This window comes from Phytobacter palmae, from assembly GCF_039409775.1.
GTDB lineage: Bacteria > Pseudomonadota > Gammaproteobacteria > Enterobacterales > Enterobacteriaceae > Phytobacter > Phytobacter palmae.
This window is the reverse complement of the sequence record NZ_JBCIVJ010000006.1, coordinates 232797-252880: the sequence shown is the minus strand read 5'-3', so window position 1 is coordinate 252880 and position 20084 is coordinate 232797. Positions and strand designations below refer to the sequence as shown.

Here is a 20084-nt window from a genome sequence, read left to right as displayed (position 1 = left end):
CAATCCATGTTAACGACCAGCCATGGACACAATATAAAGAAGAAGATAATCACCTGGTCATTGACGGCCTGCCTGAGCGATTCACGTTGCGTATCGTTAATGAAATCAGTCCGGCTGCGAATACTGCGCTTGAAGGCCTCTATCAGTCTGGCGAAGCGCTCTGTACTCAATGTGAGGCGGAAGGTTTCCGTCATATTACCTGGTATCTGGACCGCCCTGATGTTCTGGCGCGATTTACCACCAAAATCATTGCTGACAAAACAGCCTATCCATACCTGCTCTCTAACGGTAACCGCGTGGGCCAGGGCGATCTGGACAATGGCCGTCACTGGGTGCAGTGGCAGGACCCCTTCCCGAAACCGTGTTACTTGTTTGCACTGGTAGCGGGCGACTTTGATGTTCTGCGCGATACCTTTACCACCCGCTCCGGGCGTGAAGTTGCGCTTGAACTCTTCGTCGACCGTGGCAACCTTGACCGCGCGCCGTGGGCAATGACCTCACTAAAGAACTCCATGAAATGGGACGAAACCCGTTTTGGCCTCGAATACGACCTCGACATTTATATGATTGTCGCCGTGGACTTCTTTAATATGGGGGCGATGGAGAATAAAGGCCTCAATATCTTTAACTCTAAATATGTGCTCGCCCGTACCGATACCGCGACCGACAAAGACTACCTTGATATCGAACGCGTAATTGGTCATGAATATTTCCATAACTGGACCGGCAACCGCGTGACCTGCCGCGACTGGTTCCAGCTCAGCCTGAAAGAAGGGCTGACCGTGTTTCGTGACCAGGAGTTCAGCTCGGACCTGGGCTCCCGTGCGGTAAACCGTATCAACAACGTTCGCACTATGCGCGGGCTGCAATTCGCCGAAGACGCCAGTCCGATGGCGCATCCGATTCGCCCGGATAAAGTAATTGAAATGAATAACTTCTACACCCTGACGGTGTATGAGAAAGGTTCTGAAATCATCCGCATGATCCACACCCTGCTGGGCGAAGAGAATTTCCAGAAAGGGATGCAGCTCTATTTTGAGCGTCACGATGGTAGCGCTGCAACTTGCGATGATTTCGTCCAGGCAATGGAAGATGCCTCAAACATCGATTTGTCCCATTTCCGTCGCTGGTATAGCCAGGCGGGGACGCCGATTGTTACTGTACACGACGATTACAATCCGGCGACCGAACAGTACACACTCACCATTAGCCAGCGTACGCCGCCTACAGAGGAACAGCACGAGAAACATCCGCTGCATATCCCGTTTGACATTGAACTCTATGATAACGAAGGCAAGGTCATACCGCTGCAGAAAGACGGTCACCCGGTGCATCACGTGCTGAATGTTACCCAGCCGGAGCAGACCTTTGTCTTTGATAATGTTTATTTCCAGCCAGTACCGTCGCTGCTGCGTGAATTCTCTGCGCCGGTGAAACTGGAATATAAATGGAGTGACCAACAACTGACGTTCCTGATGCGCCATGCCAGCAATGATTTCTCTCGCTGGGATGCCGCGCAGAGCCTGCTGGCGACGCATATTAAGCTCAACGTTGCCCGCCATCAGCAGGGACAGGCACTCTCTTTGCCACTGCATGTTGCCGATGCGTTCCGCGCGATCCTGCTGGATGAACACATCGATCCGGCGCTGGCGGCGGAAATTCTGACGTTGCCGTCGGTGAATGAGATCGCCGAATTGTTCGACGTTATCGATCCGGTTGCCATTGTGGCGGTACGTGAAGCGTTGACCCGCACCCTTGCCACCGAGCTGGCAGATGAGGTCCTGGCTGTTTATAACGCCAACAAGCTTGATACTTACCGCGTGGAACATGCGGATATCGGCAAACGTGCCTTACGTAACACCTGTCTGCGTTATCTGGCCTTCGGTGACGCGCAACTGGCCGATAAGCTGGTAAGCGAACAGTATCATCATGCTGACAACATGACGGATGCGCTTGCAGCGCTGTCCGCTGCTGTTGCCGCACAACTGCCGTGTCGTGATGCGCTGATGCAGGAATACGATGACAAATGGCATCAGGATGGTCTGGTCATGGATAAGTGGCTGATTCTGCAGGCAACCAGTCCGGCAGAGAACGTGCTGGATACAGTGCGCGGTTTGTTAAAACATCGTTCATTTACCATGAGCAACCCGAACCGCGTGCGTTCGCTGATTGGCGCGTTTGCCAGCAGCAACCCGGCAGCATTCCATGCGCCAGACGGTAGCGGCTATCAGTTCATGGTCGAAATGCTGACAGAATTGAACAGCCGTAACCCGCAGGTAGCCTCACGTCTGATTGAACCGCTGATTCGTTTAAAACGTTATGATGCGAAACGTCAGGAAAAAATGCGAGCGGCGCTGGAGCAACTTAAAGCATTGCCGAATCTGTCGGGCGATCTGTTTGAGAAGATCAGCAAAGCGCTGGCATAACATTCAACGGACAGATGCTGCGTGATAACAAGCCGGGTTAGCGTACAGAGCGCGACCCGGTTTTTTTATTACGACGCCCTGGCAACATTTGCAATATGAGCGCCGATCGCAGGCACTTGCGTGTCGCGGCGGTGCAAGGCTTGCCAGAATGTCTCCAGCGCACCGTCCAGACGCGTCTGCAAATTCGCTGTGAAGTGAGGTTTATGCTGATAATCCACCACCTGGCTATCATCGGCGAACACACCATGCAAAATTTCCTGAGCTTTCAAGGCGCTCAGGACCGGCTTGAGTGCATAATCCACAGCCAGCATATGAGCAATGGTACCGCCGGTTGCGAAGGGGAGGACCACTTTGCCTTCCAGAGCGCGTTCCGGGAACAGATCAAGCAGGGTTTTCAGCGCGCCGGAAAAAGAGGCTTTGTACACCGGGGTGGCGATGATCAGCCCGTCAGCCTCATTTAATTGTTCGAGCAGTGTCTGCAAGGCAGGGCTGTCGAAGCGGCCATAGAGTAAATCTTCCGGGACAAAGTTATGCAGATGCCAGTGGCACACTTCAACATCAAGGGCCGTCAGGCGTTCACGGGCATATTCCAGCAGGGCGCTTGAGCGGGAAGGGTAACGCGGGCTTCCCGCCAGGGTAATAACTCGCATATTCACTCCTTATAACCATTTGCTTCGCTTTATCAAACATTGATAACAATCTGCTCAGTGTCGCAGAGGTTTTATATTCCGCTAAATGATTTTTTTAGTGAAAAATCGTTAAAAAAAGAATATGCAGAAAAAGATAAGTAAACGATTGCGTTCAGTTCACGTTTTTTTGCCCCAGGTCAATTCCCTTTCTTCACCTAATCAAAGATAATACGCCCCCGGTTTGCACACCGGGAATCCAGGAGAGTTCATGTACTACCCCTTCGTTCGTAAAGCCCTTTTCCAGCTCGACCCCGAGCGCGCTCATGAATTTACTTTTCAACAATTACGCCGCATTACGGGTACGCCGCTGGAAGCACTGGTACGCCAGCGCGTGCCGGAAAAACCGGTACAGTGCATGGGGCTCACGTTTAAAAATCCGCTGGGACTTGCCGCTGGCCTCGATAAGAATGGTGAATGTATCGATGCGCTGGGTGCTATGGGGTTTGGCGCGATAGAGATCGGTACCGTGACGCCGCGCCCCCAGCCGGGCAACGATAAGCCTCGTCTCTTCCGCCTGGTCGACGCAGAAGGGTTAATCAACCGTATGGGCTTCAATAATCTGGGCGTTGATAACCTGGTTGAGAATGTAAAAAAAGCGCATTTTGATGGCGTACTGGGTATTAATATTGGCAAAAATAAAGATACGCCAGTTGAAAACGGCAAAGATGACTATCTGATTTGTATGGAAAAAATCTATGCATATGCTGGTTATATTGCTATTAATATTTCCTCACCAAACACGCCGGGCCTGCGCACATTACAATATGGCGAAGCGCTGGATGATCTTCTGAGTGCCATTAAAAATAAACAGCAAATTCTTCATCAAACCCATCATAAATATGTTCCTGTTGCCGTGAAGATCGCTCCGGATCTTTCCGAAGAAGAATTGATCCAGGTGGCAGACAGTTTAGTTCGCCACAATATTGATGGCGTTATTGCCACCAATACAACGCTGGACAGAAAACTGGTTCGGGGAATGAAAAATTGTGATGAAGCAGGTGGATTAAGTGGCCGTCCGCTGCAATTAAAAAGCACCGAAATTATTCGTCGCCTGTCGCTAGAATTAAATGGCCGCTTGCCGATTATCGGCGTGGGCGGCATCGACTCCGTGATTGCCGCGCGTGAGAAGATGGACGCGGGAGCATCGCTGGTGCAAATTTATTCCGGCTTTATTTTTAAAGGCCCGCAATTGATTAAAGAAATCGTTACCCATATCTGATCTTTTCCTTACTATCAGACAACCAGGGCTTTATTTCCGGCCCTGGTTGTTTTATATTCCGTGATTGTTGCAAATTTGTACATTTTAGTCTTTGCTTATTTAGCGTAATAAGCGAAACGGCAAAGGATGAAAAAGGCAAAAGGATGTTTACGGGAAGGGGAGAACGAAATGCGAATTAAACCTGACGATAATTGGCGTTGGTATTTTGATGACGAGCACGATCGCATGATGCTCGATCTGGCCAATGGCATGTTATTTCGCTCGCGTTTTGCCCGTAAAATGCTGACCCCGGATGCGTTTTCCCCCTGCGGGTTTTGCGTAGACGATGCCGCTTTATACTTCTCTTTTGATGAAAAATGCCGCGACCTGATGCTTTCAAATGAGCAACGTGCCGAGCTGGTGCTTAATGCCCTGGTGGCAATCCGTTTCCTCAAGCCGCAAATGCCAAAAAGCTGGCACTTTACCAGCTACAATACCCCGTGGTCTCCCTGTGCGGGCGAAGCCGCGAGTGTAGTGATGAGTGACAGCGGCGAAGAGGTCAGTTTACTGGTCGTTGAACCCGGTGAAAATGCCGCACTTTGTCTGCTGGCCCAGCCGGGTGTTATTATCGCCGGCCGCACGATGCAATTAGGCGATCCCATTAAGATCATGAATGACAGGCTGAAACCGCAACTCAGTGCTGCCAGTTTCAGCTTTGAACAGGCCGTTTAACTTTCCAGGCGAATTGAGGTTTTAGGTACGCAGCTGCAACTCAGGATGGAGCCATCTTGCGCGATTGCTGATTTTTTTAGCGGGCTGACTTCACCCTCGATCAGGCGAATGCGACAGCAGCCACAAATGCCGGCTCGACAGGAATAGGGCACCCGTATCCCCTGGTTTTCCAGTTGTTCAAGCAAGATTTGCTGATTGTTACCGCGAAAGTGTTGTCCCTGCCAGACAATATCCACCACGCCTTCTGTTTGCTGTTCTTGCTCAACAGCTTCAACAACCTGTCCCGCGCCATAGGGTTTAGCTGGTGCACGGGAAAGAACCACGAGTTCATCACCCACGCGAACGACTCCGCTATTGCGGGCAATTAAGTTCTGGCCGAAATCAACACTGCCACTATCTTGTGCAGTTCGAAAACGGGTAAGGGTCGCCAGCGGTTCACCAGTGGGATGTTTTTGTCCGCGTTCGGGACTGACTGTGGTAAAAACACAGCGGCTGCACGGTTTCACCACGTCAAAGACGACGTCGCCGATGCGGATGACTTTCCAGGTATCTTCCTCCCATGCACTGGCGCCGGTGACGACCAGGTTAGGGCGGAACTGCTCCATCTGTACACTTGCCGGACAACGGTTTTGTAAGTCACGCAATGAGGCTTCGTTGGTCAACAAAAACGGAAAGCCATCAGCAAATGAGAGCGGAACATCCTCGTAACGTTTAACCCGGCGCGTGGTTTGCGTTCCCACCCAGCGAAGCTGAACATTTCGCTCGAAAAAACCGCTGAGCCACTGGTTGATGTGTTCTGGTGCGACACGGGCAGTAAAATGGTTCCCCCAAACTTCCGTTGGCTCACCCTGAGTCGCAAAATCACTAAAACGCACTACGGCGCTGCTGCCATCGGGTGCGGTTAAATGCAGGCCATCTGTCAGGGGAGAGGGAAGAAAACGTACCATCTGCGGGAATTGTCGCGCAGTAATAAAGGTGCCATCCGGTTCGGTCACCATGAAAATGCGATCAAACGATAATCCGCTGGTGTCTGCCAGGGCATGCGTCAGGCCAATACCTCGCATGGATTTCACTGGATGGATATAAAGACGCGAAAGTGTTGCCACGTCATTTCCTCTGTGAACGAAAATAAGCCCTCAACTTTATGACATGAACGCCAGATTGGCTATAATGCGCAACAATTTTCTTCATCGATAAGTGATTTTATGATTTCTCTGTTTGCCAGTACGGCCCGTGGGCTGGAAGAGCTATTAAAAACTGAACTGGAAAACCTGGGCGCACAAGAGTGCCGGGTGGTTCAGGGCGGCGTCCATTTCCATGGTGACACACGGCTGATTTATCAAAGCCTGATGTGGAGTCGTCTGGCCTCGCGCATCATGATGCCGCTCGGCGAGTGCAAGGTCTACAGTGATCTGGACCTTTACCTCGGCGTGCAGGCGATTCCGTGGACGGAGATTTTCAACCCGAATGCCACTTTTGCGGTCCATTTTAGCGGCCTGAATGAAGAAATCCGGAACAGCCAGTATGGCGCACTGAAAGTAAAAGACGCCATTGTCGATAGCTTTACGCGCAAAAATCTGCCGCGTCCTGATGTGGATCGTGAATCGCCGGATTTACGCATTAATGTCTGGCTGAATAAAGAGACGGCCAGCATTGCGCTCGACCTTAGCGGGGAAGGCCTGCACTTGCGCGGTTATCGTGATGGCACCGGTATGGCACCGATCAAAGAAAACCTCGCTTCGGCGATTGTCATGCGTTCAGGCTGGCAGCCCGGCACGCCGCTGCTTGATCCGATGTGCGGTTCCGGAACGTTGCTGATTGAAGCGGCCATGTGGGCGACTGATCGTGCGCCAGGCTTACATCGCGGCCGCTGGGGTTTTGGTGGCTGGGCTCAACATGATGACGCAATCTGGCAGGACGTAAAAGCCGACGCGCAGAGCCGTGCGCGCGCAGGGCTGGCCAATTACACTTCACGTTTTTATGGCTCCGATAACGATCCTCGTGTTATTGAGCGTGCGCAGCGTAACGCCCGTCGTGCCGGGATTGGCGAGCTGGTAACTTTCGAAGTAAAAGACGTGGCGCAGTTAAGCAATCCGCTGCCGAAAGGGCCTTATGGTACCGTTATCAGCAACCCGCCGTACGGTGAACGTCTGGAAAGCGAACCGGCGCTGATTGCCCTGCACAGTTTGCTGGGACGGACGTTGAAATCACAATTTGGCGGCTGGAATTTGTCGCTCTTTAGCGCTTCGGTCGATTTACTTAACTGCCTGCAGTTGCGTGCTGACCGCCAGTTTAAAGCCAAAAATGGCCCGCTGGATTGCGTGCAGAAAAACTATCACCTGGCGGAAAACACGGGCGAGGCAAAAGCGCCAGCAATGGCTGAGGATTACGCCAACCGCCTGCGCAAAAATCTCAAGAAACTGGAAAAATGGGCGCGTCAGGAAGGCATCGAATGCTATCGCCTGTACGATGCCGATCTGCCGGATTACAACGTGGCTGTTGATCGCTACGCAGACTGGGTAGTGGTGCAGGAGTATGCGCCGCCAAAAACCATCGATGCGCAAAAAGCGCGCCAGCGTCTGTTTGATATCATTGCCGCTACCATCGCCGTGCTGGAGATTGCGCCGAACAAGCTGGTGCTGAAAACCCGTGAAAGGCAGAAAGGCAATAACCAGTACCAGAAGATGAGTGAAAAAGGTGAATTCCTCCAGGTTAGCGAATATAACGCCAGACTGTGGGTGAACCTGACCGACTATCTGGATACAGGGCTGTTTCTCGATCACCGTATCGCTCGCCGTATGCTGGGTCAGATGAGCAAGGGGAAAGATTTTCTGAATCTCTTCTCTTATACCGGTAGCGCGAGTGTTCACGCCGGGCTTGGTGGCGCACGCAGCACTACGACGGTGGATATGTCGCGTACCTATCTGGAGTGGGCGGAACGCAACTTACGCCTCAACGGCCTGACTGGTCGTCCACACCGCCTGCTGCAGGCAGATGTACTGGCATGGTTACGTGAAACCGACGAACAGTTCGATCTGATTTTTATCGATCCGCCTACATTCTCGAATTCAAAACGTATGGAAGACTCTTTCGATGTTCAGCGCGATCACCTGACACTGATGAAAGATCTTAAACGTTTGCTGCGCAAAGGCGGCACGATCATGTTCTCAAACAATAAACGCGGTTTCCGCATGGATACTGAAGGGCTGGCTACGCTTGGGCTCAAAGCACAAGAAATTACCCACAAAACGCAGTCGCAAGATTTCGCCCGTAACCGTCAGATCCACAACTGCTGGCTGATTACCGCAGCCTGAAAGGATAATTAGATGTCATTAATTAGTATGCATGGCGCCTGGCTGTCGTTCAGCGATGCGCCCCTTCTTGATAATGCTGAGCTGCATATCGAGGACAACGAGCGCGTCTGTCTGGTAGGACGTAACGGCGCGGGCAAATCGACGCTGATGAAAATCCTCAATCGCGAACAGGGGCTGGATGATGGCCGTATCGTGTATGAACAGGATTTGATCGTGGCACGTTTGCAACAGGACCCGCCGCGCAACGTCGCAGGCAGTGTCTACGATTTTGTCGCCGAAGGGATTGAAGAGCAGGCGGAGTACCTCAAGCGGTATCACGAAATTTCCCATCTGGTGATGACCGACCCGAGCGATAAAAACCTGAACGAAATGGCTCGCTTACAGGAACTGCTGGACCACCATGGCCTCTGGCAGCTTGAAAACCGTATCAATGAAGTGCTGGCGCAACTAGGGCTGGAAGCTGATATGCCGCTGGCGTCGCTCTCTGGCGGCTGGTTGCGTAAGGCGGCGCTGGGACGTGCGCTGGTCAGCGGACCGAAAGTGCTCCTGCTCGATGAACCGACAAACCACCTTGATATTGAAACCATCGACTGGCTGGAAGGCTTCCTGAAAACCTTCAGCGGCACCATTATTTTTATTTCTCACGATCGTTCTTTTATTCGCAATATGGCGACCCGTATTGTCGATCTGGATCGTGGCAAACTGGTGACCTATCCCGGCGATTACGATACCTATCTGCTGGAAAAAGAAGAAAACCTGCGCGTTGAAGAGCTGCAAAATGCGGAATTTGACCGCAAGCTGGCGCAGGAAGAAGTCTGGATCCGCCAGGGCATCAAAGCGCGCCGTACCCGTAATGAAGGTCGCGTACGCGCATTGAAAGCCATGCGTCGCGAACGCAGCGAACGCCGCGAGGTAATGGGTAGCGCGAAGATGCAGGTTGAGGAAGCAAGTCGCTCGGGCAAAATCGTCTTTGAGATGGAAAACGTCAACTATCAGGTAGACGGTAAAGTGCTGGTCCAGGACTTTTCTGCTCAGGTGCAACGCGGTGACAAGATTGCTCTGATTGGGCCTAATGGTTGTGGGAAAACAACGCTGCTCAAGTTGATGCTTGGCCAGTTGCAGGCCGACAGCGGGCGCATTCATTGCGGTACGAAGCTGGAGGTAGCCTACTTTGACCAGCACCGTGCGGAGCTCGATCCGGACAAAACGGTGATGGATAACCTGGCAGAAGGCAAACAGGAAGTGATGGTGAACGGTAAGCCACGCCATGTGCTGGGCTACCTGCAGGATTTCCTCTTCCACCCGAAACGGGCGATGACACCGGTTCGGGCGCTCTCTGGGGGTGAACGTAACCGACTGTTGCTGGCTCGTTTGTTCCTGAAACCCAGTAACTTATTGATTCTCGACGAACCAACTAACGATCTGGATGTCGAAACGCTGGAGTTGCTTGAAGAGCTTATTGATAGCTATCAGGGAACCGTCATGCTGGTCAGCCATGATCGTCAGTTCGTCGATAATACCGTTACGGAGTGCTGGATTTTCGAAGGCGCAGGACGGATTGGTCAATACGTTGGCGGTTATCATGATGCGCGTGGTCAGCAAGCGGCATCGCAGGCACATAAAGCCGCATCCGTGAAGAAAGGGGCTGAAGTCTCTGTTAACAAGGTAGAAACTGTCAAACGAACCAGTAACAAACTAAGCTATAACCTGCAACGTGAGCTCGAACAACTGCCGCAAAAGCTGGAGAAGCTGGAGGCGGAGCTGGAAACATTGCAGGCGCAAGTGGCGGATGCCAGCTTTTTCAGCCAGCCTCACGACCATACGCAGAAAGTATTAGCCGAACTGGCTTCGGCGGAGCAGGCGCTGGAGGAAGCGTTTGAACGCTGGGAGTATCTGGAGGCTCTAAAAAACGGCGCATAACTCAGGAAGCCAGTATGTGTGAACATCACCACGCCACCCGGCATATTTTATGTACCCAGTGCGATTTATTGGTGGCTTTGCCACCATTGCAGCATGGTCATAAAGCGGCTTGTCCCCGCTGCGGCACGACATTAACCACACAGTGGGATGAACCCAGACAACGTCCCACCGCGTATGCGCTGGTGGCGCTGTTCATGCTACTGCTTTCCAATCTGTTCCCGTTTGTGAATATGAAAGTGGCAGGCGTCACCAGCGAGGTGACGCTGCTGGAAATCCCCGGTGTGATGTTTTCGGAAGATTACGCCAGTCTCGGGACGATCTTTTTACTCTTCGTTCAGCTGGTTCCGGCATTTTGTCTGGTGACCATATTGCTATTGGTCAATCGCGTACGGATGTCGCTTCGGGTCAAAACGTTTCTGGCGCGCATCCTTTTCCAGCTTAAAACCTGGGGTATGGCAGAGATTTTTCTGGCCGGCGTGCTGGTGAGCTTTGTCAAGCTGATGGCCTACGGCGATGTGGGCATCGGCAGCAGCTTTATCCCATGGTGTCTGTTTTGCCTGCTGCAACTGCGTACTATGCAGTGTGTGGACCGTCACTGGCTCTGGGATGATATTTCCCCTGCGCCATTGCCAGCGGCGCCGCTGCGCGTTGGCGTGACGGGTATTCGCCAGGGATTACGCAGTTGTCCCTGTTGCACCGCTATTGTGGCGGCCAACGAACCCGTTTGCCCGCGGTGTCATACCAGGGGCTATGTCAGACGCAGGAACAGTCTGCAATGGACGATGGCGCTGCTGGTGACGTCTATCCTGCTGTATCTGCCAGCCAATATTTTGCCGATCATGATTACCGATCTGTTGGGCGATCAGATGCCATCGACGATCCTTGCCGGGGTGATTTTACTCTGGAGCGAGGGATCGTACCCGGTCGCGCTGGTGATTTTTATTGCCAGTATTATGGTGCCGACCTTAAAAATGATCGCAATCGCCTGGTTATGCTGGGATGCAAAAGGTCATGGCCGGCGAGACAGTGAACGTATGCACTTTATTTATGAAATCGTAGAATTTGTTGGGCGCTGGTCGATGATTGATGTATTTGTCATCGCTGTGCTCTCCGCATTGGTGCGCATGGGAGGATTAATGAATATTTATCCGGCCATGGGGGCGCTGATGTTTGCGCTGGTCGTCATCATTACAATGTTTGCGGCAATGACATTCGATCCCCGCCTGACCTGGGATCGCGAGCCTGAATCGAGCCATGAGGAGTCGTAAGAACATGGAGAAAACCAATGGGGAGGCGAAAGTGCAGAAAGTCAAAAACTGGTCGCCGGTATGGATATTCCCGTTAGTCACGGCCCTCATCGGCGCGTGGATCCTCTTTTACCATTACAGCCACCAGGGGCCGGAAGTGACGCTCATTACCACCAATGCCGAAGGCATCGTCGGGGGTAAAACGACAATCAAAAGCCGTAGTGTGGATGTCGGTGTGGTAGAGAGCACGACGCTGACGGACGATCTGACCCATGTAGAGATTAAAGCGCGCCTGAATACAGGGATGGAGAAGTTGCTCTACAACGACTCTGTTTTTTGGGTGGTTAAGCCACAGGTTGGGCGTGAAGGGATCAGTGGGCTGGGGACATTACTTTCTGGTGCCTATATTGAACTCCAGCCAGGGAAAAAGGGCAGCCAGCCGGAAAGATATAACCTGCTCGATTCACCGCCGCTGGCACCGCCGGATGCAAAAGGGATTCGAATTATCCTGGACAGCAAAAAAGCAGGGCAACTCTCTCCGGGCGATCCGGTACTTTTCCGTGGTTACCGCGTCGGATCTGTTGAGACCAGTACTTTCGATACGCAAAAGCGTACGATTACCTATCAACTTTTTATTAACGCGCCAAACGATCGTCTGGTGACCAGCAACGTGCGTTTCTGGAAAGACAGCGGCATCACCGTGGATTTAACCTCTGCCGGAATGCGGGTTGAAATGGGATCGCTCAGTACCCTTTTTGGCGGCGGCGTCAGTTTTGATGTGCCGGAAGGGAATGAACTGGGTGAGCCTGTCGCTGAAAAAACAGCTTTTATGCTCTATGACGATCAACGCAGTATTCAGGAGTCGCTGTATACCGAACACATTGATTACCTGATGTTCTTCAAAGATTCGATTCGTGGTCTGCAGCCTGGCGCACCGGTAGAATTTCGCGGTATTCGCCTGGGCACCGTGGCTAAAGTGCCGTTCTTCACGCCAGAAATGCGTCAGAAACTGAATGACGATTACCGGATACCTATCCTGATTCGTATTGAGCCTCAGCGTCTGATAAGCCAGTTTGGCGGCGATCCGAACGTAGATGAACATATTGCTGAGTTAATGAAACGCGGCCTGCGTGCGGCGTTGAAAACTGGCAACATTGTGACAGGTGCCCTGTATGTCGACCTCGATTTTTACCCGAAAGCACCTCCCGTAACCGATATGCCGGAATTTGGCGGCTACCGCATCATCCCGACTGTCAGCGGCGGTCTGGCGCAGATTCAGCAAAAACTGATGGATACGCTGGATAAAATTAACAATCTGCCACTTAACCCGATGATCGAGCAGGCAACCAATACCTTAACGGCGAGTCAGCAGACGATGCGCCGTCTGCAGACGACACTCGATAATCTGAATAAGCTGACAGCCAGTCAGTCTATGCAACAACTGCCAGCAGACATGCAAAATACGCTGCGTGAACTCAATCGCAGTATGCAGGGCTTCCAGCCGGGTTCGGCCGCGTACAACAAGATGGTGGCGGACATGCAGCGTCTTGACCAGGTATTGCGTGAACTGCAGCCGGTGCTCAAAACGCTGAACGATAAGAGTAACGCGCTGGTGTTTGAAGCGAAGGGCAAAGACGATCCGCAGCCGAAGAGGGCGAAAGAATGAAAAAAGGAACAATAGCGCTTCTGGCAATGCTTCTGACGGCCTGTAGCACGAGCGGTGATAAGAAGAGCTACTATCAGTTGCCATTACCGCCGCAGCCAACGGTGGCGCAAAGCGACGGGCGTGGACAACACCTGTTGTGGGTTGAGCAGGTGACGGTGCCGGATTATCTCGCAGGAAATGGTGTTGTTTACCAGACGAGTGATGTGCAGTACGTTATTGCCACCAATAACCTGTGGGCGAGCCCACTGGACCAGCAGCTGCGCACAACGCTGGTGGCCAATTTAAGTAACGGGCTCCCGGGCTGGGTTGTGGCATCGCAACCGCTTGGTAGCGAGCAGGACACGCTCAATGTCACCGTAACAGGCTTTCACGGTCGTTATGACGGGCGGGTTCTCGTGAGTGGCGAATGGCTGGTTAATCATCGCGGACAGCTGATTAAGCGTCCTTTCCACATTGAGCTTAAGCAACAGCAAGATGGCTATGACGAAATGGTGAAATTGCTGGCCGTCGCCTGGCAACAGGAAGCGGGAAGTATCGCCAGCGAGCTTAAACGTCTGCCATAGAAAAATTAACTGCATTATCTACGCCGTCAGGTCATTTTTGTCTGACGGCTTTTTTTATTTTTGTGCTCAATTCATTACCTGTGCTGGTTCACAGTTTTTGTACAAATGAACTTCTGTTTAGGTCACATTTATGACACTGGCGTGAATTTTGCGCATTGACGACAAACGGTATCCAGGGTATTCGTAGCCTGTGGTTGCATACTTAGTAACCACTGTTTTCTTTTCCACCAGACCAAAAAATGAGGGAAACGAGGCATGAAGAGACAAAAGCGAGATCGCCTGGAACGGGCACATCAACGTGGGTATCAGGCCGGCATCACGGGACGGCCAAAAGAAATGTGTCCTTATCAGACGCTGAATCAGAGATCCGAATGGATGGGAGGCTGGCGAGAAGCCATGGAGGACAGGGCCGTCATTGCCTGATTCTGTCTCTTTAAACAAGAAACCTCCGCATTGCGGAGGTTTCGCCTTTTCTGCCCTGAGCCATTCTTTCTGGCTCGTTTACGCGGCAATCCGTATCAGAATGCAGAGGTGTCCTGGAACAGGCCCACTTTCAGGTCGGTCGCGGTGTAGATAACACGGCCGTCAACCAGTACTTCACCATCTGCAAGACCCATCACCAGACGGCGATTAATGACGCGTTTGAAGTGGATGCGGTAGGTGACTTTTTTTGCGGTCGGCAGAATCTGACCGGTAAATTTCACTTCGCCTACGCCCAGCGCACGGCCTTTGCCTTCACCACCGAGCCAGCCCAGGTAGAATCCAACGAGCTGCCACATGGCGTCCAGTCCGAGGCAGCCGGGCATTACCGGGTCGCCGATAAAGTGGCAACCAAAGAACCACAGGTCCGGATTAATATCTAATTCAGCTTCAACATATCCTTTGTCGAAATTCCCGCCGTTTTCGGTCATTAATACCACACGGTCCATCATCAGCATGCTTGGAGCTGGTAATTGTGGGCCTTTTTCGCCAAACAGCTCTCCGCGACCAGAGGCAAGAAGATCTTCTTTTGTATAGGATTCGCGTTTATCTACCATGTTCTATGTAAGCCTTATTGTGAGTTTCGGACGCAGGATAGCTAACACGTGTACGCTGAACAAGTCCGATCAGTTCGGACTGAACCAGCCAAGCCAACGAAGCGGCCACGGATAACGGTGACGAGCGTCTTGTTGCGTCGCCTGGGCGATACGCTCCAGAATGGTCTGCTTCAGTGTAGTTTGTCCTTCAGCATCCCATACCAGTTTGGTCAATAAAGGGAGTGCATCCATGACGTCATCAATGGCCCATATAGAAAATTGACCTGCTTTAACCGCATCCAGCAACTCCTGGCGCAAGCAAAGATGACGCACATTGGCAACGGGTATGATCACTCCCTGGTTGCCATCCAGACCACGATGCTGGCAGATAGCAAAGAACCCTTCGATCTTTTCATTGAGACCGCCAACAGGCTGGGCGCGACCAAATTGATCTACCGAGCCGGTGATAGCGATACTTTGACTGACAGGGACATCCGCCAGAGCGCTGATTAGAGCGCACAGTTCTGCCATCGATGCACTGTCACCATCCACTTCGCTGTAAGATTGCTCAAAAGTCAGTGATGCGGAGAATGGGATTTGTTGCTCAAGCTCAAGCTCGGCCATCAGGAAGGACTGCATAATCATCATGCCTTTTGCATGAATGTTGCCGCCCAGTTCTGCTTTACGCTCAATGTCATTAAATTCGCCATCGCCGATATGCACGACACAGCTAATACGTGAAGGTTCGCCAAACGCACGCGGATGTCCAGGAAACTCAACAACTGACAGAGCGTTGATTTGTCCTGTCTGTTCACCCTCAGTCTCAATGAGGATCTGCTCTAACAGAATCTCATCTTGCATGCGCTCCGCCAGATAGCCTTCCCGCCATTCACGCTGAGTGAGCATGGTAGTTAGCTGTTCAGCATCGAACGTCTGCGCGTCAGTCATCGCGGACACTTCACTTAACTGGCGGATTAACCATAGCGGACAGAGCGGGAGCGTCTCTTGATCGCCGGTATAACGAACAGCTTCCCGAATCAGTATCGGCCAGGCATCCGCAGACGGGGAGGGTAATTCGGCCTCCCGGGCAATCAGCTGAACCCACTGACACCATTGCGCCAGTGTTTCTGCGTCACCAAACTGCAGGTTATCTTCATATTCGCTATAGATAGCCTGTTCAGCGAGTTCTGGCTCCATCTCCTGGAAGTCAGCCAGAGAATCTCTTTCTCCGACGAGGATGACCCGAAGGTCGAGCGGCAATGACGGGACTGAGACGGGCAGGGGGCGAGATTCATCAAACGCAACCCAGTCAAAACGACGGCGTGTCACCATGGTTTTTAAACGCATCCACAGTAAAGGTTGCGCCAGCAGGGTGCGCAGTGAGATAACCAGTGTGCCACCGTTGGCCTGATGTACCAGTCCGGGTTGCAGGGTTATCTCATTATTGAATTGGCGCAAACAACCAAATAACTGCTCGGCCTCGACCCAATCAGCAATAACAACCTGCTTTTTACCGGCAAAATTGGCTTCTGCGTTTTGCGCAGGGATAAGCGTAATCGTCGCACCATTAACCTGATAATTGCCGCCGACAACCTCAAACTCCTCAGGCTGTAATGCTGACACAGCCTCGGCGAGGATCTTCAGGTACTCGTCCTCTTCTGGCGCCTTTGCCAGCATAAAACGTGAAGTCGCCACAGGATGGAGCAACTGCTCCAGCGCATACTGTAATCGGGGTTGGGTATCGCCCAGGAAGAAGACCGTCTCATCAGTGAGTGCGGACTGCTTAAACACATCCTGATAGCTCTCGGTATCAGGAGTCAGTTCATTCCATTCAAGTTTTGTAATGGTCAAAGTCGTTTTTTTAGTCTGATGTAAAAGGCGGGATTATACCGTAAACGCCTGTGCAGCACACAGGGAATACACGTTTTCCAGTTGCAGATATGCCGTTGGAATAAACAGAATGTGATTTCTTTTCAGCAGAGCAAGAAAAAACTGATATTCTGAACAGAGTTACACGGTAACGTTGAGATCGCAATGAAATATCAACAACTGGAAAATCTTGAAAGCGGCTGGAAATGGAAATATCTGGTGAAGAAGCACCGGGAAGGTGAGCTTATTACAAGATATATCGAAGCCAGCGCGGCCAAAGACGCCGTCGATTTATTGCTAACCCTCGAAAATGAACCCGTGCAGGTTAATGCCTGGATTGAGCAGCATATTAATCCGTCGCTCATGAACCGCATGAAGCAGACTATTCGGGCGCGGCGCAAACGGCATTTTAATGCCGAGCATCAGCATACGCGTAAAAAATCAATCGATCTGGAGTTTGTTGTCTGGCAGCGTCTGGCAGGGCTGGCACAGCGTCGGGGCAAAACCCTTTCCGAGACCATTGTTCAATTGATTGAAGATGCCGAACATAAAGAAAAATACGCCACAACTATGTCGTCACTTAAACAGGATTTGCAGGCGCTTCTGGGCAAAGAGTGAATTTTTGTGCAAATGTGATTTTTACAGGCAATAAAAAACCCCGCGATGCGGGGTTTTTTTACAGCACGTGAACTTAAGCCTGAGGCTGAGTTACAACGTCTTTGCTGCCACGAACTTCGATTTCTACGCGACGGTCCGGCGCCAGGCAATCGATCAGCGCAGGGCGCGCTTTCACGTTGTCACAGGTGCTGCCAGTAACCGGCTGGGATTTACCCATGCCACGTGCGGAGATTTTGTTCGCCGGGATACCTTTAGAAACCAGGTAATCAACAACGGACTGAGCACGTTTCTCAGACAGACCCTGGTTGTAAGCGTCAGAACCGATACGGTCGGTGAAGCCCAGAACCACTACGGAACCGTCTTTCGGATCCAGGTTGCTCAGCTGACCATACAGCTGATCCAGTGCCTGCTGACCTTCCGGTTTCAGGGTTGCTTTGTTGAAGTTGAACAGAACGTCAGACTTCAGAGTGAAGTGCTTGGTCTGTACTTCCGGAGCCGGAGCCGGAGCAGGAGCTACTACCGGTGCAGCTTCTTCCTGCTGACCGAAACGGTAGGAAACACCTACGCTCAGCATGCCGTTGTCCGGACGGGTACCAACGGTGTTTGCATCACCGATGTTGTTAACCCACTGGTATTCCAGACGGGTAGCGATGTCACGGGTAACAGCCCACTCAAGGCCACCAGCGAATACCGGGGAAACACCGGTGTCGTGGTCTTTGAAGTGAGCGTCAGCGCCAGGGACGTTAGCTTTAGCGTCTGCACGCCATACCATGCCGCCCAGACGGGTGTAGATATCCAGATCGTCAGTGATCGGGTAACCCAGTTTAGCGGTCAGCTGTACGCCTTGAGCTTTGAACGCACCGTTTACGGTGTCGCCTTTGTACGGCATACGACCTAACCAGTCGTAACCCATCTCAAAACCAACGTACGGGTTAACCTGATAGCCACCGAACGCACCTGCACCAAGCTGACTTGAATGGGTCGGGCCGTCGTTCGGGATGAAGCCGGTGTCGTGGAACTGAGACCAGCCCAGTTTGCCACCTGCATACCAGGTATTATCTTTCGGAGCGGCCTGCGCTACGGTAGCGAAACCAGCCAGTGCCACTGCAATCGCGATAGCTGTCTTTTTCATTTTTTGCGCCTCGTTATCATCCAAAAATCGCCATGAAAATCTCGATGAGAAGTCACGGTTAAATCCTTCACCGGGGGCATTGCTCATCAGTCCCTATAGAGATATCTTCACGATATCTTTGGCTTATGCCGAGCACCCCTGGCGATGTAAAGTCTACAACGTAGTTGGAAACTTACAAGTGTGAAGTCCGTCAGGCATATGAAAAAAAAGACTTTGTATACACAATATTTAACACTTTTGCGGAACTATTCGCCAGTTCAGTTGCCTTGCAGGTCGCCTGAAACGGGCGTTGGCGGCCTATTTCGCTGATTACACGGCATTGCTTGCCAGACAGAAAAATAATGCCAGGATTTATCTTAATTTTACTCAATGATACAAATTTGAGTGAATTTTTATCCCTGAATGCTGTCTCGCAGCGAGAGGATTGCATCGTACTGGCCGCATTACGAAGCCTATTGCGTTCCCTTCTTCCGCAGCTATCGCCAGACGGTGATGTTCTTCTTCGGTCAATTCTTCGGCATGCCAGCCAATCACAACGCTATAGTTGCCGGTACGTAATGCACGAATCATCGACTCCAGGGTAAGGCAGGGGGAAAGCTGGCTGATTTGCATAACTTTAGTCAGCGGCAGGCCTGCAGACAACACCCATTCACGGCTTAATTTTTGTTGCGGCGTTAACCAGAGCTGCCAGCGCGATTGTTGACCCAGTTGCTGTAATAACGGCAACAGCAGCAATTGTGTCATGCCAGGCTGATCTTCACGATAAACCACTTCACTGATCAGACCCGTAGAAGCCTCAATGCTCCCTGCGCTGTGTGCGGAAAGAAATTGTGTTGAACGATTTGCACGGTTTAATGAATGGTACATGATCAACCCAGCCCTGTTAGTTACTGTATAAACATACAGTAACCCCTGGGCGTTCAAAGATCAACCTCATTTTCTGAAAGCATCTCGCAATTTTGTCTGGTATTGCGATGAAGCCGCAAAATTTTCTTGCCGTGTTGCGCGCACTTGCCTATGTTCCTCAGTAGCGGATCGGTTAACAGAATTAATGTTTTTACTCCATGATTTACAAGGGAATAATCATGAAAAACATATCGTATCAAAGGATCTATCAGTCACGGGAATACCTCGCACCTTTGGGAAAAATTCGCTTTCGCGCGCATTTTGGTGGCTACAGTTTATCGATAGACAACACCGTGTTTGCGATGATTTCAGAGGGAGAGTTATACCTTCGTGCCTGCGAGGAGAGTGCGCAGTATCGGGTAACAAAGAGTTCACCACTTCTGACAATACAGAAGCGTGGCCGCGCTGTTTCGCTTAACTACTACTTTGTTGATGAACATCTTTGGAGTGATTTGCCAACATTGCTGCGGCTTTCTTCGCAATCGCTCGCGGCGGCTCGTGAGGAAAAAACGGCACGCGATACACCTCATCGCCTTAAGGATCTACCAAACATAAACTTTCAACTTGAGATGATGCTTTTCGACGCCGGTATACCGGACGTACGTATGCTGCGGCATCTGGGCGCTAAAGCGTGTTGGTTGCGTTTGAAGGCGATGAACAAACATATGGGTATCAAGGTGCTGCTGGGCCTGGAAGGGGCAATCATCGGGCTGCATGAGGCCGCACTCCCGGCGTTGAGACGCCAGGAGTTAATCGACTGGTACCACGAGGTTGGGCAGAAATAAAAA

17 protein-coding genes are annotated in these 20084 nt (G+C 51.6%); 11 read left to right on the top strand and 6 right to left on the bottom strand.

The features are described 5' to 3' along the window. Nucleotides 1-2426: aminopeptidase N (pepN, locus tag AAIG39_RS10360; RefSeq protein WP_343193777.1), on the top strand; the 2426-nt coding region annotated here is incomplete at its 5' end. A gap of 68 nt (nt 2427-2494) precedes the next feature. Here the strand turns inward: pepN and ssuE are convergent. Beyond that, on the bottom strand, nt 2495-3076 hold the full coding sequence (ssuE, locus tag AAIG39_RS10355; RefSeq protein WP_090085647.1) for an NADPH-dependent FMN reductase: 582 nt from the start codon (nt 3074-3076) through the stop codon (nt 2495-2497). A 247-nt stretch (nt 3077-3323) separates the two neighbouring features. On the opposite strand from ssuE, the gene pyrD reads away from it, so the two are divergent. Both pyrD and zapC read left to right on the top strand, forming a co-directional pair. Next, nucleotides 3324-4334: a quinone-dependent dihydroorotate dehydrogenase gene (pyrD, locus tag AAIG39_RS10350; RefSeq protein ID WP_343193776.1), complete on the top strand. Its 1011-nt coding sequence runs from the start codon at nt 3324-3326 to the stop codon at nt 4332-4334. A 168-nt stretch (nt 4335-4502) separates the two neighbouring features. Continuing rightward, nucleotides 4503-5045: a cell division protein ZapC gene (gene zapC, locus AAIG39_RS10345; protein ID WP_090085651.1), complete on the top strand. Its 543-nt coding sequence runs from the start codon at nt 4503-4505 to the stop codon at nt 5043-5045. On the opposite strand, the gene AAIG39_RS10340 is transcribed toward zapC, so the two are convergent. After that, entirely contained in the window at nt 5042-6151 is a 1110-nt protein-coding gene (locus AAIG39_RS10340) for a YcbX family protein (RefSeq protein ID WP_343193775.1), read from the bottom strand. The two genes, zapC and AAIG39_RS10340, sit on opposite strands and share 4 nt — an antisense overlap. 99 nt (nt 6152-6250) lie before the next feature. Between AAIG39_RS10340 and rlmKL the strand changes: the two genes are divergently transcribed. The 6 genes from rlmKL to rmf all read left to right on the top strand — a co-directional run bounded on the left by rlmKL (nt 6251) and on the right by rmf (nt 14178). Next, nucleotides 6251-8359, top strand: a complete 2109-nt coding sequence (gene rlmKL, locus AAIG39_RS10335) for a bifunctional 23S rRNA (guanine(2069)-N(7))-methyltransferase RlmK/23S rRNA (guanine(2445)-N(2))-methyltransferase RlmL (RefSeq protein ID WP_090085654.1) — start codon at nt 6251-6253, stop codon at nt 8357-8359. Between the two features lie 12 nt (nt 8360-8371). Further along, nucleotides 8372-10279: an ABC transporter ATP-binding protein gene (locus AAIG39_RS10330; RefSeq protein ID WP_343193774.1), complete on the top strand. Its 1908-nt coding sequence runs from the start codon at nt 8372-8374 to the stop codon at nt 10277-10279. 14 nt (nt 10280-10293) lie between these two features. Then, on the top strand, nt 10294-11547 hold the full coding sequence (gene pqiA, locus AAIG39_RS10325; protein WP_090085658.1) for a membrane integrity-associated transporter subunit PqiA: 1254 nt from the start codon (nt 10294-10296) through the stop codon (nt 11545-11547). 4 nt (nt 11548-11551) lie between these two features. Further along, complete coding sequence (gene pqiB / locus AAIG39_RS10320; RefSeq protein WP_343193773.1) at nt 11552-13192, top strand: intermembrane transport protein PqiB; 1641 nt, start codon at nt 11552-11554, stop codon at nt 13190-13192. Further along, nucleotides 13189-13755: a membrane integrity-associated transporter subunit PqiC gene (gene pqiC, locus AAIG39_RS10315; RefSeq protein ID WP_343193772.1), complete on the top strand. Its 567-nt coding sequence runs from the start codon at nt 13189-13191 to the stop codon at nt 13753-13755. Before pqiB ends, pqiC begins: the two co-directional genes overlap by 4 nt. Nucleotides 13756-14010: 255 nt before the next feature. Next, a complete protein-coding gene (rmf, locus tag AAIG39_RS10310) occupies nt 14011-14178 on the top strand; it encodes a ribosome modulation factor (protein WP_039078582.1) in 168 nt (55 codons plus the stop codon). A 95-nt stretch (nt 14179-14273) separates the two neighbouring features. Here rmf and fabA read toward each other — a convergent pair whose 3' ends face one another. Beyond that, nucleotides 14274-14792 carry a bifunctional 3-hydroxydecanoyl-ACP dehydratase/trans-2-decenoyl-ACP isomerase gene (gene fabA / locus AAIG39_RS10305; protein WP_039078583.1) on the bottom strand — a complete coding sequence of 173 codons (519 nt, stop codon included), beginning with the start codon at nt 14790-14792 and terminating at the stop codon, nt 14274-14276. A 69-nt stretch (nt 14793-14861) separates the two neighbouring features. After that, nucleotides 14862-16622: an AAA family ATPase gene (locus AAIG39_RS10300; protein WP_343193771.1), complete on the bottom strand. Its 1761-nt coding sequence runs from the start codon at nt 16620-16622 to the stop codon at nt 14862-14864. Between the two features lie 183 nt (nt 16623-16805). Here AAIG39_RS10300 and matP point away from each other — a divergent pair, with 183 nt between their 5' ends. Then, nucleotides 16806-17258: a macrodomain Ter protein MatP gene (gene matP / locus AAIG39_RS10295; protein ID WP_090085666.1), complete on the top strand. Its 453-nt coding sequence runs from the start codon at nt 16806-16808 to the stop codon at nt 17256-17258. Between the two features lie 73 nt (nt 17259-17331). Here the strand turns inward: matP and ompA are convergent, their stop codons facing one another. Together ompA and sulA are read right to left on the bottom strand one after the other, a co-directional pair. Further along, nucleotides 17332-18390: a porin OmpA gene (gene ompA, locus AAIG39_RS10290; RefSeq protein ID WP_139223061.1), complete on the bottom strand. Its 1059-nt coding sequence runs from the start codon at nt 18388-18390 to the stop codon at nt 17332-17334. Between the two features lie 366 nt (nt 18391-18756). Next, nucleotides 18757-19257 carry an SOS-induced cell division inhibitor SulA gene (gene sulA, locus AAIG39_RS10285; RefSeq protein ID WP_090085670.1) on the bottom strand — a complete coding sequence of 167 codons (501 nt, stop codon included), beginning with the start codon at nt 19255-19257 and terminating at the stop codon, nt 18757-18759. 218 nt (nt 19258-19475) lie between these two features. Between sulA and AAIG39_RS10280 the strand changes: the two genes are divergently transcribed. After that, the gene (locus tag AAIG39_RS10280; protein ID WP_090085672.1) at nt 19476-20081 is read left to right on the top strand and encodes a TfoX/Sxy family DNA transformation protein; all 606 of its coding nucleotides are present in this window, start codon (nt 19476-19478) and stop codon (nt 20079-20081) included. The last annotated feature ends 3 nt before the right edge of the window (nt 20082-20084 follow it).

What these genes read in the sequence shown, in the direction of transcription:
- ssuE (WP_090085647.1), bottom strand. Translation starts at nt 3,076, where the DNA reads ATGCGAGTTATTACCCTGGCGGGAAGCCCGCGTTACCCTTCCCGCTCA.
- pyrD (WP_343193776.1), top strand. Translation starts at nt 3,324, where the DNA reads ATGTACTACCCCTTCGTTCGTAAAGCCCTTTTCCAGCTCGACCCCGAG.
- zapC (WP_090085651.1), top strand. Translation starts at nt 4,503, where the DNA reads ATGCGAATTAAACCTGACGATAATTGGCGTTGGTATTTTGATGACGAG.
- rlmKL (WP_090085654.1), top strand. Translation starts at nt 6,251, where the DNA reads ATGATTTCTCTGTTTGCCAGTACGGCCCGTGGGCTGGAAGAGCTATTA.
- AAIG39_RS10330 (WP_343193774.1), top strand. Translation starts at nt 8,372, where the DNA reads ATGTCATTAATTAGTATGCATGGCGCCTGGCTGTCGTTCAGCGATGCG.
- pqiA (WP_090085658.1), top strand. Translation starts at nt 10,294, where the DNA reads ATGTGTGAACATCACCACGCCACCCGGCATATTTTATGTACCCAGTGC.
- pqiB (WP_343193773.1), top strand. Translation starts at nt 11,552, where the DNA reads ATGGAGAAAACCAATGGGGAGGCGAAAGTGCAGAAAGTCAAAAACTGG.
- pqiC (WP_343193772.1), top strand. Translation starts at nt 13,189, where the DNA reads ATGAAAAAAGGAACAATAGCGCTTCTGGCAATGCTTCTGACGGCCTGT.
- rmf (WP_039078582.1), top strand. Translation starts at nt 14,011, where the DNA reads ATGAAGAGACAAAAGCGAGATCGCCTGGAACGGGCACATCAACGTGGG.
- fabA (WP_039078583.1), bottom strand. Translation starts at nt 14,792, where the DNA reads ATGGTAGATAAACGCGAATCCTATACAAAAGAAGATCTTCTTGCCTCT.
- matP (WP_090085666.1), top strand. Translation starts at nt 16,806, where the DNA reads ATGAAATATCAACAACTGGAAAATCTTGAAAGCGGCTGGAAATGGAAA.
- ompA (WP_139223061.1), bottom strand. Translation starts at nt 18,390, where the DNA reads ATGAAAAAGACAGCTATCGCGATTGCAGTGGCACTGGCTGGTTTCGCT.
- sulA (WP_090085670.1), bottom strand. Translation starts at nt 19,257, where the DNA reads ATGTACCATTCATTAAACCGTGCAAATCGTTCAACACAATTTCTTTCC.
- AAIG39_RS10280 (WP_090085672.1), top strand. Translation starts at nt 19,476, where the DNA reads ATGAAAAACATATCGTATCAAAGGATCTATCAGTCACGGGAATACCTC.